13 protein-coding genes are annotated in these 13025 nt (G+C 64.4%); all 13 read left to right on the forward strand.

Translation table 11 applies throughout. The features are described 5' to 3' along the window. Positions 1-57 precede the first annotated feature (57 nt). A complete protein-coding gene (locus tag K5R33_RS10805) occupies positions 58-1401 on the forward strand; it encodes a glutamine synthetase family protein (RefSeq protein WP_220749032.1) in 1344 nt (447 codons plus the stop codon). A 184-nt stretch (positions 1402-1585) separates the two neighbouring features. Further along, a complete protein-coding gene (locus tag K5R33_RS10810; protein ID WP_220749033.1) occupies positions 1586-1954 on the forward strand; it encodes a VOC family protein in 369 nt (122 codons plus the stop codon). A 1-nt stretch (position 1955) separates the two neighbouring features. Then, the gene (locus tag K5R33_RS10815; RefSeq protein ID WP_220749034.1) at positions 1956-2366 is read left to right on the forward strand and encodes a VOC family protein; all 411 of its coding nucleotides are present in this window, start codon (positions 1956-1958) and stop codon (positions 2364-2366) included. 121 nt (positions 2367-2487) lie between these two features. Continuing rightward, positions 2488-3858, forward strand: a complete 1371-nt coding sequence (locus K5R33_RS10820) for an aldehyde dehydrogenase family protein (protein ID WP_220749035.1) — start codon at positions 2488-2490, stop codon at positions 3856-3858. Between the two features lies 1 nt (position 3859). Then, the gene (locus K5R33_RS10825) at positions 3860-5005 is read left to right on the forward strand and encodes an iron-containing alcohol dehydrogenase (protein ID WP_220749036.1); all 1146 of its coding nucleotides are present in this window, start codon (positions 3860-3862) and stop codon (positions 5003-5005) included. A gap of 134 nt (positions 5006-5139) precedes the next feature. Beyond that, entirely contained in the window at positions 5140-6135 is a 996-nt protein-coding gene (locus K5R33_RS10830; RefSeq protein WP_220749037.1) for an alpha/beta hydrolase, read from the forward strand. Between the two features lie 92 nt (positions 6136-6227). After that, positions 6228-6329, forward strand: coding sequence for a pyrroloquinoline quinone precursor peptide PqqA (pqqA, locus tag K5R33_RS10835; protein ID WP_220749038.1), 102 nt, complete (start codon positions 6228-6230; stop codon positions 6327-6329). A 30-nt stretch (positions 6330-6359) separates the two neighbouring features. Next, the gene (gene pqqB / locus K5R33_RS10840) at positions 6360-7253 is read left to right on the forward strand and encodes a pyrroloquinoline quinone biosynthesis protein PqqB (RefSeq protein WP_220749039.1); all 894 of its coding nucleotides are present in this window, start codon (positions 6360-6362) and stop codon (positions 7251-7253) included. After that, on the forward strand, positions 7250-8005 hold the full coding sequence (pqqC, locus tag K5R33_RS10845; protein ID WP_220749040.1) for a pyrroloquinoline-quinone synthase PqqC: 756 nt from the start codon (positions 7250-7252) through the stop codon (positions 8003-8005). Before pqqB ends, pqqC begins: the two co-directional genes overlap by 4 nt. Then, positions 8002-8265, forward strand: a complete 264-nt coding sequence (gene pqqD, locus K5R33_RS10850) for a pyrroloquinoline quinone biosynthesis peptide chaperone PqqD (protein ID WP_220749041.1) — start codon at positions 8002-8004, stop codon at positions 8263-8265. Before pqqC ends, pqqD begins: the two co-directional genes overlap by 4 nt. Then, a complete protein-coding gene (gene pqqE, locus K5R33_RS10855; protein WP_220749042.1) occupies positions 8262-9407 on the forward strand; it encodes a pyrroloquinoline quinone biosynthesis protein PqqE in 1146 nt (381 codons plus the stop codon). The genes pqqD and pqqE overlap by 4 nt, the downstream gene beginning before the upstream one ends. A gap of 22 nt (positions 9408-9429) precedes the next feature. Next, positions 9430-11532, forward strand: coding sequence for a 4Fe-4S binding protein (locus K5R33_RS10860; RefSeq protein ID WP_220749043.1), 2103 nt, complete (start codon positions 9430-9432; stop codon positions 11530-11532). Beyond that, positions 11529-12410 carry an FAD:protein FMN transferase gene (locus K5R33_RS10865; protein ID WP_220749044.1) on the forward strand — a complete coding sequence of 294 codons (882 nt, stop codon included), beginning with the start codon at positions 11529-11531 and terminating at the stop codon, positions 12408-12410. The genes K5R33_RS10860 and K5R33_RS10865 overlap by 4 nt, the downstream gene beginning before the upstream one ends. Positions 12411-13025 lie beyond the last annotated feature (615 nt).

Below are 13025 nucleotides of genomic sequence, written 5' to 3' on the forward strand. Positions count from 1 at the left end.
CGCCCCCTCCCTCTGGCGCGCCCCCGATGAGGGCGTGCCAACAACCCAAGAGCGGACATGCTGACACTCGACGATCTCAAGACCGGCCCCTACGACACAATCCTCGTGGCCATGGTGGACATGCAAGGCCGCCTGATGGGCAAGCGCTTCACTGTCCAGAACTTCCTAGAAGCGGGTCACGCCGAGACCCATTGCTGCAATTACCTGTTGGCCACAGACCTGGAGATGGCGACCCCCGACGGCTATGCGGCGACCTCCTGGGAACAGGGCTACGGGGACTACGTGATGACGCCAGATCTGAGCACCCTGCGGCCCGTGCCCTGGCTCGACGGGACGGCCATGGTCCTGTGCGATGTCACCGACCACCACACCCACACGCCCGTCCCCCATTCGCCCCGCGAAATGCTCAAGGCCCAGGTGGCCCGCGCCAAAGCCATGGGCCTGACACCCATGATGGCCACCGAGATCGAGTTCTTCCTGTTCGAGAAATCCTACGACGATATCCGGCGCGGCGGCTTCCGCGATCTGGCCCCGCTGGTGGGCTACAACCAAGACTACAACCTGTTCCAATCCAGCCGAGAAGAACATGTGATGCGCCCGATCCGCAACCACCTGGTCGCGGCGGGGGTGCCGGTCGAGAACTCCAAGGGGGAGGCCGAGACCGGCCAGGAAGAACTCAACATCCGCTACGCCGATGCCGTGGCCTGCGCCGATCACCACACCATTGCCAAACAGGCGATCAAGGAAATCGCCGACGCCGAGGGCCACGCGGCCACCTTCCTGCCCAAATGGCGGGCCGACAAGGTGGGCAGCGCCGCGCATGTCCACCAATCCATGTTCCGGGACGGGGCCAACGCCTTCCATGACCCCTCGAAACCCCGCGCCATGTCCGACCTGATGGGCAGCTATGTGGCAGGCCTCATGCGCTACACGCCGGACCTGACGGCCTTCCTGGCGCCCTATGTCAACAGCTACAAACGCTTCCTGCCGGGCACCTTCGCGCCGACCAAGATCGCCTGGTCCGTGGACAATCGCACCGCCGGATATCGCCTTGTGGGCGAGGACACCAAGGGCGTGCGGATCGAGTGTCGGATCCCCGGCTCCGATATCAACCCCTATCTGGCCTGCGCCGCGCAATTGGCCGCCGGGTTGAAAGGCATCGAAGATGGGCTGACATGCCCCGACCCCGTGACGGGCGACGTCTACGGTATGGAGGACGTGGCAGACATTCCCAACACCCTGCGGAGCGCGACGGAAACCCTGCGCACCTCCGCCATGTTGCGCGACGCCTTCGGCGACGGCGTCATCGACCACTACACCCGCGCCGCCGAGGTGGAGCAGGAAGCCTTTGATGCCGCCGTCACCGATTGGGAGGTGGCGCGTGGGTTTGAGCGGGCATGAGGCCAAGGTCGAGCACCCCGCGCTGGGGCCTGCCCATAGCATCGGGCAGGGCGGGGTCGCGCCCCCAGGCGGATCGCGCGAGGGGGCTCGTGCCATTCGTCGCTCGTCGCCGTCACCGGTCGAGCCTGTTTTTCGCTAGGCCATGCCAGGGCGCCTGCCCCGCCGCCAGGCGCCGGGTCTGCCCATGATCTGCCACGATCTCACGCCCCTCGCCCCGGTCAGCGACATGGACGATGCCATCGCCTTCCTGACGGATACTCTGGGGTTCACGCTCAGCTTTCGGGGGGAGGGCTACGCTCATCTGCGGCGGGACGGCGCGACGATCCGACTGCTGCACTCCGACGATGATCTGACGGATGCGGCGCGGCATCAGGGCTACTACATCGACGTGGATGACGTTGATGCCCTCCACGCGCATCTCAGCCCTGTGCTAGGCGCTCTACCGCCCGAGTGTCATCAACCGCCTAGCGACACCGCCTATGGTCAGCGGGAATTCGTGGTCGTCTACGAGGCGCTCATGTTCGTCTTCGGACAGCCCGTGGAAGGAAGCTGAGATGACCTCCGATCCGCTCCAGCCCGAGCACTCCGACACCCCGACGATGACCCGGATCACGCCGATCATCCCGGTGGTCGATCCCGTGGCCGCAGGGGCATGGTTTGAGCGATGCCTCGGCTTTGAGGCGTCCCCCGCCGGAACGGGCATGCACCTGAGCCGTGATGCGGTGAACATTCGGCTGGTGCTGAAGGCCGACGACATGGACATGTCCGACCCGCGTCGGCAGCAGTCGGTCTATATTAATGTCTCGGACGTGGACGCCCATTTCGCCGCTTGCAAGGATGCTCTGGAGGCCAGCGGAACGCAGGTGCGCCCGCCCTTTGATCGGGGTTACGGGGCGCGGGAATTCCACGTGATCTATGAGAGCCTGCTGATCTTTTTCGGCCAGCCCATCGGGGCGACGTCATGATCGCGTGCGGGTCATTCAGGACATCACGCCCGAAAACACCTGTCCACGACGTCCGACCTGGATCACCCCTGCATCATACCAGGATCACCCCTTCGATATCTTCACTTCAAAGGCCCGCCTCATGATCCGCTGCATCTCGCCCATTGATGGTTCCGTCGTCGCGGAACGCCCCGTCCTCTCCGCACAGGAGGCGCGCGCGGCGACGGCCCGTGCGCAGGCTGCTCAGACAGCCTGGGCCGCCCGCCCGATGTCCGAGCGTATCGATCTAGTGTTGGCGGGCGTCGCGAACGTGGGCGCCATGAACGAGGAGATTGTCCCGGAACTGGCCCGCCAGATGGGCCGCCCTATACGTTACGGCGGTGAGTTCGGTGGCTTCGAAGAACGCGCCACCCACATGGCCCGGATTGCCGAGGCGGCCTTGGCCCCCATCGAGGTGGAGGACAGTGCTGCCTTTCGACGTGTCATCAAGCGGGTGCCCCATGGTGTGGTGCTGGTCGTCGCGCCCTGGAATTATCCTTATATGACGGCGATCAACACGGTCGCTCCGGCGCTTATCGCAGGCAACGCAGTACTGCTGAAACATGCGCGCCAGACACCTCTGGTGGGCGAGCGTATGGCCCGTGCGTTCCATCAGGCGGGCGTGCCGGAGGAGGTCTTTCAGAACATTTTCCTGGACCACGACACGACGTCGGCCCTGATTTCTGATGGAGTGTTTGGCTTCGTCAATTTCACCGGCTCCGTCGCTGGCGGACAGGCTATCGAACGGGCGGCAGCAGGCACATTCACCGGGCTGGGGCTAGAGCTGGGCGGCAAAGACCCCGGCTATGTCCGGGCTGACGCCGATCTGGACGCCGCCGTGGACACCCTGATCGATGGGGCGATGTTCAACTCTGGCCAATGCTGCTGCGGGATTGAGCGGATCTATGTGCATGACAGTCTTTTCAAGGACTTCGTTGCCAAAGCCGTGGAGATTGTGAACGGCTATGTCCTGGGCGATCCGCTTGATCCAGCGACGACGCTGGGGCCAATGGCGCAGCCGCGCTTCGCCGATTTGGTTCGCGCCCAGACCGCCGAAGCCGTCGCTGCTGGGGCGACCGCCCACATAGACCCGGCCCGGTTCCCAAATGACGGTGGCGCCTATCTGATGCCGCAGATCCTGACCGGCGTGACCCACGACATGCGCGTCATGCGCGAAGAGAGTTTCGGTCCGGTGGTCGGCATCATGCCGGTCTCGGGCGACGATGAGGCTATCGCGCTGATGAACGACAGTGACTTCGGCCTCACAGCCTCGGTCTGGACCACGGATGCCGCCGCCGCCGAGGCCATCGGCGACCAGATTGAGACGGGCACCGTTTTCATGAACCGCGCCGATTACCTGGACCCCGGCCTTTGTTGGACCGGCTGCAAGCAAACTGGAAAGGGGGGTGGCCTGTCTGAAATCGGCTACCACAACCTGACCCGTCCCAAATCCTACCATCTGAAGAAGGCCTGACATGACCCTGACGGCAAACTGGTCCTACCCCACCTCCGTCCGTTTTGGCGCGGGACGCATCAAGGAAATCGCCGATGCCTGCGCCGCCGCCGGTATCACGCGGCCCTTGTTGGTCACGGACCGGGGCCTCGCCACGATGGAGATCACGGCCCGCACCCTCGATCTGATGGACGCCGCAGGGCTGGGGCGTGCCATGTTCTCGGAGGTTGACCCGAACCCAACGGACCAGAACGCCGCAACGGGGGTCGAGGTCTATCGCGCAGGCCATCACGACGGGGTCGTGGCCTTTGGCGGCGGCTCGGGCCTTGACCTGGCCAAGGTGATCGCCTTCATGGCCAGGCAGACACGCCCCTTGTGGGATTTCGAGGACATCGGCGATTGGTGGACCCGCGCCGACGCCGAGGCCATCGCGCCCATCGTCGCCGTGCCCACCACCGCCGGAACAGGGTCCGAGGTCGGGCGGGCCAGCGTCATCACCAATTCCGAGACGGCTGAGAAGAAGATCATCTTCCACCCCAAGATGCTGCCCGCCGTGGTCATCTGCGACCCGGAACTGACCGTCGGGATGCCGCCTGCGATTACGGCTGGCACGGGGCTGGATGCCTTTGCCCATTGCGTGGAGGCCTATTGCTCACCCCACTATCACCCCATGTCTCAAGGCATCGCGCTGGAGGGGATGCGCCTAGTCAAAGACTACCTGCCGCGCGCCTTTGCCGACGGGACGGATATCGAAGCGCGGGCCCATATGATGAGCGCCGCCGCCATGGGGGCAACGGCGTTCCAGAAGGGGTTGGGCGCGATCCATGCGCTGTCCCACCCCATCGGCGCGATCTATCACACGCACCATGGCACCACGAACGCGGTCTGCATGCCGCCGGTGTTGCAGTTTAATCGCCCCGCCATCGCCGACCGCATGGGGCAAGCGGCGGCCTATCTGGGGATCACAGGCGGGTTCGATGGGTTCTGCGCCTATGTGGACGAGTTAAATGACTCGATGGGCATTCCGAAGACCTTGACCGCGCTGGGGGTTACAGACCCAGATATCGACCGCATCGTTGCAGGCGCGCTTGCGGATCCTAGCACCGGCGGCAACCCCGTGGAGATGACCGCCGAGAACACGGAGGCCTTGCTACGCGCCTGCCTGTGACTTGTTGTTCGGCGACAAACCGCCGTTGGCCCCAAGCCCCGCGGCGGCGGGTCCCCTGACGGCTTGATTGCCGCGCCCGCGCGCGCCACGGAGGATGCATCTGTGCGGTCGCCAGGACTGGGGCGCAAACCGATATGCCGAGACATGGATCCTTTGCCAGGCTGGCTGCCCTGACGGTGCTCGGGGCGGTCCTTCTGGGCTGCGCACCCCAGATCACCTTTGGCTTGATCGGTGCGGATGTGCCGGGTCGGGTGGAGCAGTCGATCTTGGTGGCGAACGTGCGGCGCGGTGTGCCCGATTACGCCCGCTTCGGCGTGTCCTTGCCCGAAGACCGCGATACTGGCGTGCTCCGCTACAGCGGGTCCAATGCGTTCCGCATCAGTGATCTCGCCGCGCTGTCGACCGACGGCTTCATGGGAGCCATCGCTGATGTGGAGCCACCCCAGCAGCCCATTGCGCTGTTTGTCCACGGCTACAACACCACGATGACCGAGGCCGTGTTTCGCCATGCCCAGATGGCCCGTGACTTCCAGGAGGCAGGACCCCAGGTGACGTTTGCGTGGCCGTCCATCGGGTCGACCTTTGGCTACGTGGCGGACCGTGATGCGGCCCTGCGGTCGCGGGATGCCCTTGATCGGCTGCTGACCCAATTGATTGCCGAGCAGGACCGCCCGATCCTGCTGGTTGGCTACTCGATGGGTGGGTTTCTGGTGATGGAGACGCTGCGCCAGATGGCCCTTCGTGGGGCCTTGCCCCGGGATCGGATCGAAGCCGTTGTTCTGATTTCTCCCGATGTGGATATTGACCTGTTTCGCACGCAAATGGCCGCCATCGGTCAAAGACCCTGGCCCTTTGTGGTGATCATCAACCGGGATGACCGCGTCCTATCCCTAGCCTCCAGCCTGGCCGGACAGCGTCCTCGGCTTGGGTCCCCGCGTGATATCTCACTGCTCGAAGGGTTGGATATCACTGTGGCCGATCTGACTGCGACGGAGGGCGGCGAGAGGAACGGGCATCTCCAGGCGATGTCGTCGGCCCAGGCCATTGATTGGTTGAGCGCCGTCTCCGGCCTGGTGGAACGGCGCGCGCCGGGATCTGGCTTGACGATTCTGCGCCCCTTTGGTGGCTGATGCCGTCGAGGGTCTTGCGACTTTGGTCTAGGCGACTCCGACAGCGGCGATGTCTACGGTCGCCACAGACCATCAGAGTAGGAGGACTCATTATGGCCTGGACCAAGCCCATCATCCGCGAACTCGAGTGCGGCATGGAAATCAACATGTACGGCCCCGAGGGCGAGGATCGCGACAACGACCCAATGGCCTAAGCGCCATTCGGTCGCGCGGGGGCGCATCATATGGGCCTCCGTGTGTCGATCCTCGGCGCGGCTGCTGGTGGTGGTTTGCCGCAGTGGAACTGTGGCTGCGACAACTGCAACCTCGCGCGGGCCGGCGAGATTCCGGCACAGACCCAGTCCTCCATTGCCGTGACCGGTGGCGACGGATGGGCCTTGATCAACGCATCGCCGGATATTCGGCAGCAGCTGGGCCAGACCCCCGTGTTGCACCCTCGGACCAAACGGGACACGTCCATTCGGTCCGTTTTGCTGACCAACGGTGATATTGATCACGTCGCGGGTTTGCTGACCCTGCGCGAGCAGCAACCTTTTGTCTTGTTCGCCACGCGCGAGATCCACGCTGTATTGTCGGATAATCCGATCTTTGACGCGCTGCGGGATGGCGTTGTGCGGCGGGAAATCATCGCGCTCGACACGCCGTTCGAGTTGGTTGGTGGCATCGAGGCGACCTTGTACGCCGTGCCTGGAAAGGTCCCGCTCTACCTAGAAGGGGAGGTCGTTCAGACCGATCTGGAGGGGGAGCAGACGGTGGGCGTTGCCCTGAAAACCGTGGATCGAACGGCCCACTACATTCCAGGGTGTGCTTTGCTGAAGGATGATCTGAAGGCGCGGCTTGATGGGGCGGACGCGGTTTTCTTCGACGGCACGCTTTGGCAGGACGATGAGATGATCCAAGCGGGCCTTAGCCAAAAGACGGGCGCACGCATGGGGCACATGTCCATGGACGGGCCGGACGGGTCCATGGCCGCCTTCGATGGAATGGACGTGGGGCGCAAGGTCTACGTCCACATGAACAACACCAACCCCGTGTTGCGGCCGGGATCAGCCGAAAAGCAGGCCGCCGAGGCCGCTGGCTGGACCATCGCCCAAGACGGGATGGAGATCGAGATATGACGGCATCCAAAGCGGCGTTCGAGGCCCGCCTCCGTGCCATCGGGGCGGAGCGCTACCACGATAAGCATCCGTTCCATCACCTGCTGCATTCGGGCGGCTGCACGCCCGATCAGGTGCGCGCTTGGGTCATCAATCGGTTCTACTATCAGGCGAGCATCCCTATGAAGGACGCAGCCTTTATGTCGCGGGTGGATGACCCCGACCTGCGCCGCGCCTGGCGATCCCGGATCGAGGACCACGATGGCACCGCCGAGAACGAGGGCGGCATCAAGCGCTGGCTGCGGCTGGCCGATGCCGTGGGATTGGATCGCGACTACGTGGCGTCGAAAGAGGGGATCTTGCCCGCGACGCGGTTTGCCGTGGACGCCTATGTGCGGTTCGTCCGGGATAAAACCTTGTTGGAGGCTGTGGCTGCATCGCTTACCGAACTCTTTGCGCCAGCCATTCATGCCGCACGGATCGAGGGATTGTTGGCGAACTACGCTTTCGCCGATGACAGCAGCCTCTCGTATTTTCGCACACGCCTGACCCAGGCACCCAAAGACGTGGCCTTCGGTTTGGCTTGGGTCTTGGATCACGCGGATACGGCCGAGAAACAGGACGCGGCGGCGGCGGCGCTGACGTTCAAGACGGACGTGCTCTGGGCACAGTTGGACGCCCTGCACGGCGCCTATGTGACGCCTGCACGTATTCCGCCGGGGGCGTGGCAACCGGGGACGCATCTGATCGTCCCCCAAGCGGTGGCCTCGTGACACCGGTCCTGCCGCGCGGGGTCCGCCTGCACCATGACCGCGTGCGCGACCGATGGGTTCTGCTCGCGCCCGAGCGGGTCATTGACCTGGACCCCATCGGCCACGCGATCCTATCCGAGATCGACGGCGCCAGCGCCGTGGGCGAGATCACCGACAGATTGGCGGTAAAGTATGATGCCCCGGTTGAGCAGATCGGCGGCGACGTGCGGGAGTATCTGGCAGGCCTCGCGGATCGCCGCTTCCTGGACATGGTGCCATGACGGTCCAGCACAAACCGCAGGCGGCCCGCGCCGTTCAGGTGCCCGCCCCCATGGCCATGCTGGCCGAGTTGACCCACCGTTGTCCGCTGTCTTGCCCCTATTGTTCCAACCCTGTGGAGTTGACCCGCAAAGAGGCGGAATTGCCGACGGAGGCTTGGCTTGATGCCTTTCGCCAAGCCGCTGATCTGGGCGTGTTGCAGGTCCATCTGTCGGGCGGAGAGCCTGCGGCACGGCGGGACCTGACCGAGTTGATCGCGGGGGCGCGGGACGCTGGTCTCTACGTGAACCTCATCACTTCCGCGATCGGTGTGACCCGCAAGCGGTTGGAGGCCTTCGATGCGGCGGGACTCGACCACATTCAACTGTCGCTCCAGGGAACCAACCCCGAGATGGCCGATATGATCGGCGGTTATCGCGGCGGGTACGAGCGCAAGATGCAGGCCGCCGCTTGGATCAAAGAGTTGGGGATACCGCTCACGCTCAACACGGTCCTGCACAGAAAGAACCTGCACCAATTGCCCCGCGCCATCGACATGGCCGTCGAGATGGGCGCGCGAAGGATCGAGGTGGCGATCGTCCAATTCCACGGCTGGGCATTGCGCAGCCGCGCGGCCTTGATGCCGACTTTGGAGCAAGCGGAGGAGGCCAGCCGCGTGGTTGCCGAGGCGCGGAAGCGGCTGAAGGGCGTCCTGGTGCTCGATTATGTGCCCGCCGATTATCACACCGCGACGCCGAAACGCTGCATGGGCGGCTGGGGGATGACCGGCCTGAATATCGCACCCGACGGCCAGGTTCTGCCGTGCCACGCGGCGCAGACGATCCCGCATCTGACCTTCGACCGGATCACCGAGCGCCCCTTGCGCGACATCTGGTATGATGGCGCCGCCTTCAACGCCTATCGTGGCGACGATTGGATGCAGGAGCCGTGCCGGTCCTGCGATCTGAAAACAAAGGATTTTGGCGGGTGCCGGTGTCAGGCCATGGCCCTGGCAGGGGATGCTGCCGCCACCGATCCGACCTGCGCCAAATCGCCCCTGAACGCTGCCGTGCGCGCCCAGGCCGCAGAAGATCAGCAGGGCGATGGGGCCCTTGTCTATCGCGCCTTCGAGGACGCGACCAAGGTCCCATTCGGGACGGGGTAGGGCCATGCCTAAGGTGAGCGCCATGGGAGTTCTACGCTATTGCTTGTCCGTCCTGGCGGCCGTCCTCGCGACCTCTGCTTGGGCAGAGCCGTTGCCCCGCGAAGACCTGGCGCACCGGATCGTTCCGCCCATGGAATTGGGCGAGGCGGTCAACGACCAGGGTGTCTACCAACTGCTCAACTCCGGCGGGGCACATGCGGGATATGTCTTCGAGACGGAGCCGATGGCCCCCTTGCCCGGGTTTTCAGGCGCGCCGATCAACATGCTGGTGACGCTGGATCTGGACGGACGGTTCCTGGACGTCCAACTGATCTCCCACAATGAGCCGATCTTTGTCTCTGGCCTGCCAGAGCGGCTATTCTATGACTTCTTTGCCCAGTACCGGGGTCATTCGATCTCGGACACATTGGTGGTTGGGACGCCCTATGGCGGGGCGACCGAGGGGTCCTCGCTTGTCTATCTGGACGGCGTGACCAAGGGCACGGCCAGCGTCCGCATCGCCCACGAGAGCCTGCTGGCCGCCGCCTTGCAAGTGGCGCGCGAAAAGATGGGCGGCGTCTCGACCGGGCCGCCAGCTTATCCTGATCCGACTGTGGATGAGGCGCTGACCTGGGACGACCTGGTCGAGCAGGGCATTGCCCGGCGCCATGTGATGACCAACGCCGAGGTCGACGCCGCCTTTGCCGGAACTCTCTGGGCGGATGACGACCCCAAAGCCCGGGCCGATCCCGATGGTCACTATATCGATCTCTGGGTCGTGGACCTCGGTCCGCCCTCCGTCGCCCGCGCGGTGTTGTCGGAACGCGGGCTCAAGGCCCTCCGCGATTTCCAGGCCATCTCGGAAACCGATGAGCCTGTGTTGGTGGTCGAAACGGCCCGTCACGGGTTGGTGTCCGAGGACTTTGTCCGCAATACCTCGCCCGATTGGATCAGCGCCGAACAGGGCGGCTTCCCGGTGGCGTTCCGCGATGCCGATCTGTTCATAGACCTGCACCGCGATGTGCCCGATGAAATCGTGGATGCGGTGGACTTCGGCGCCGGGCTGATCTTGCGCACGGATCGGCGGCTGGGGTTTGACCCTGCGTCCGACTGGCTGCTCAAGGTGGCTGCGACCCGGGAACACGGCATGTTCCAGCCAGAGGTCGGCACCGTCATGGTGGACGTGCCCTACGTGGCGCCCGGTCGGTTCTTCGCCCGCCCCGAAGTGCCGACACCAGTGCCACCCTGGCTAGAGGCCTTGCGCGGTCGCGCGGTCGACCTTGGCATCTTGTCGGTGTTCCTCGTGGGCCTGCTGGCCTTGCTTGGTCCGGGCATGGCGCGCCTGTCGCGGTCGCGGCATTTCACGGCCATCCGGTTGGGCATCTTGGCCAGCGTCATCGGCTTCGTCGGATGGTGGGGGCAGGGGCAACTCTCCATCGTCACGCCCCTGGCCACCCTACGCGCGGCGCTGGAGGGAGGCACCTACACCTTCCTGGTCTATGATCCGTTCTCATTGATGGTTTGGGCCGTGGCCATCGCTGGCTTTGTCGCCTGGGGACGGGGCCTGTTCTGTGGCTGGCTCTGCCCGTTTGGCGCCATGCAGGAGTTCGCGGCCCACCTTGGGCGGCTCCTCAAGGTGCCGCAGATCGAGCCTTCCGCCGTCTGGGATGGGCGCCTGCGCTGGTTGAAATACGGGGTTCTTGCCTCGCTCGTCGCCATCGCCATCGTGGCCCCAGCCCAGCTGGATAAGGCCGTCGAAGTCGAACCCTTCAAGACCGCAGTGACCACCTTCTTCGTCCGCGAGTGGTACTATGTGGCCTATGCGGTCGGGCTGCTGATCTTTTCGATGGTTCTGTTCAAGGGCTTCTGCCGCTATCTCTGTCCACTGGGGGCGTTGATGGCCATCGGAGGTCTGCTCCGCGGGCGCGACTGGATCGCTCGGCGCGAGGCCTGCGGATCGCCTTGCCAGCTCTGTAAGGTCAAATGCGCATACGGTGCCATCAAGCCCTCGGGCCAGATTGCCTATTCAGAGTGTTTCCAATGCCTCGATTGCGTGACCATCCACGACGACCCCAAGCAATGCGTGCCCCTGATCCTTGCGGCCAAGGGACGGCGGATGCCCGGCGCGGCCATGGCGGCGAAATGAAGCGCCGCCGGTTCCTCGCCGTCGCCGCAGGTTTTGCGGCTTTTCCAGCCTTTGCCGGGGCGCCGCTGCGGTGGGAGGGGATCGCACTCGGGGCCCATGCCCGCATGGAGTTGTCGGCGCCGGACAGCATCGCCCGTCCGGCCCTAGCTGCGGCCTTGGCCGAGATCGAAGCGGTCGAAGCGGCCTTCAGCATCTACCGCGACGACTCAATCCTGACCCAGCTTAACAGGGTCGGGCGGTTGGATGGCGCATCCACCCTTTTTGAGCGCCTGTTCGAGTCCGTTGATCGCATTCATCGGCTTACAAACGGCCTGTTCGACCCGTCCGTCCAACCCGTGTGGGAGGCGCAACGTGATGGGACGAAGACCCATTCTCCGACCATCGGGTGGGGACGGGTCCGGCGTCCCAAGCGTGGGACGATTGAATTGGCACCGGGTCAGGCGCTGACGTTCAACGGGATCGCCCAGGGCTTCGCCACCGACCGCGTGGTGGCCGTCTTGCGGGCCCACGGTCTGTCCGATGCCTTCGTGAACATCGGGGAGCAAGCGGCCCTTGGCCGTCCGCGCAGGCTTGGGGTGGTGGACCCGACCTACGGGCGCGTCGGGGACCTCACTCTGCGGGGCGGCGCCGTGGCCACCTCAAGCCCCTTGTCCACGGCCGTGGGCCAAGTGGGACATATCATCAACCCCCGTCGCCTGGATGCCCAGCCGCTCTGGTCGACCGTCACGGTTGAGTCCGAGACGGCGACACTGTCGGACGGTTTGTCCACGGCTTTGGTCCATGGGGATTTGGCGTTGGCGCGTGATCTGGCGGGTCATGCGCGCGTCCGGCGCGTGCTCTTGGTGGATCACGCTGGGTCTGTGCGGACGTTCGGCTAGGACCGGGCTTGGCGCTCCACCGTTGGCGGTTGCCGCGCGGGTGAGTGGTCTGTGGGCGACGCTTGGGTGGCGGATGTCAGGTGGCGCTCCAAGCCGCACAGTCTTCTGCTAACTGAACTTGGCGTCCCGTTATGGCCTACCCTCTTCGCGGTGCGTTGTGGCCATGCGGTATGTTTACCTGCTCCGCTGATCTACGCGCTTTATGGCTTAAGGCCCTGGCTCGTGTCTCCTCTTCATCGGCTGTTGTCTTGAGGCGATCATGGTCACGGTCGCTCTGGAGCTAACTCATGGTGGGTCACCTACCGAGACCCTCCGTTGGCGTGGAGAGATGTATCCTTCCTCAGGACAGTACAGATTGCCCGACCGGTCGCCGTCAGTCTCATAATCGGGTGTTGCTCGCCCCACTCAGAGACATCGCTGCGTAATGTCTTAATCGGTGTTTGGACTCGTCTTTGCGGCTCGTTCTGCTGGTTTGCCGCTCGTGGATGCAGAGTCGCTCGCAGTCTGCTCGATTGCCCAAAGGTTCTGCATTGTTTGGGGCGTGCTGTTGGGTGCAACGGGTTCTGTGGTGCCGTTTGGGCCTGTGCGTTCGGGACCTTGGGGCGTCGGTGTGCT

This window comes from Jannaschia pagri, from assembly GCF_019655435.1.
In the GTDB taxonomy this organism is placed as follows: Bacteria; Pseudomonadota; Alphaproteobacteria; order Rhodobacterales; family Rhodobacteraceae; genus Jannaschia; species Jannaschia pagri.

Bases quoted from the DNA above. Each gene is read 5' to 3' on its own strand.
- K5R33_RS10805 (WP_220749032.1), top strand. From the start codon at position 58: ATGCTGACACTCGACGATCTCAAGACCGGCCCCTACGACACAATCCTC.
- K5R33_RS10810 (WP_220749033.1), top strand. From the start codon at position 1,586: ATGATCTGCCACGATCTCACGCCCCTCGCCCCGGTCAGCGACATGGAC.
- K5R33_RS10815 (WP_220749034.1), top strand. From the start codon at position 1,956: ATGACCTCCGATCCGCTCCAGCCCGAGCACTCCGACACCCCGACGATG.
- K5R33_RS10820 (WP_220749035.1), top strand. From the start codon at position 2,488: ATGATCCGCTGCATCTCGCCCATTGATGGTTCCGTCGTCGCGGAACGC.
- K5R33_RS10825 (WP_220749036.1), top strand. From the start codon at position 3,860: ATGACCCTGACGGCAAACTGGTCCTACCCCACCTCCGTCCGTTTTGGC.
- K5R33_RS10830 (WP_220749037.1), top strand. From the start codon at position 5,140: ATGCCGAGACATGGATCCTTTGCCAGGCTGGCTGCCCTGACGGTGCTC.
- pqqA (WP_220749038.1), top strand. From the start codon at position 6,228: ATGGCCTGGACCAAGCCCATCATCCGCGAACTCGAGTGCGGCATGGAA.
- pqqB (WP_220749039.1), top strand. From the start codon at position 6,360: ATGGGCCTCCGTGTGTCGATCCTCGGCGCGGCTGCTGGTGGTGGTTTG.
- pqqC (WP_220749040.1), top strand. From the start codon at position 7,250: ATGACGGCATCCAAAGCGGCGTTCGAGGCCCGCCTCCGTGCCATCGGG.
- pqqE (WP_220749042.1), top strand. From the start codon at position 8,262: ATGACGGTCCAGCACAAACCGCAGGCGGCCCGCGCCGTTCAGGTGCCC.
- K5R33_RS10860 (WP_220749043.1), top strand. From the start codon at position 9,430: ATGGGAGTTCTACGCTATTGCTTGTCCGTCCTGGCGGCCGTCCTCGCG.
- K5R33_RS10865 (WP_220749044.1), top strand. From the start codon at position 11,529: ATGAAGCGCCGCCGGTTCCTCGCCGTCGCCGCAGGTTTTGCGGCTTTT.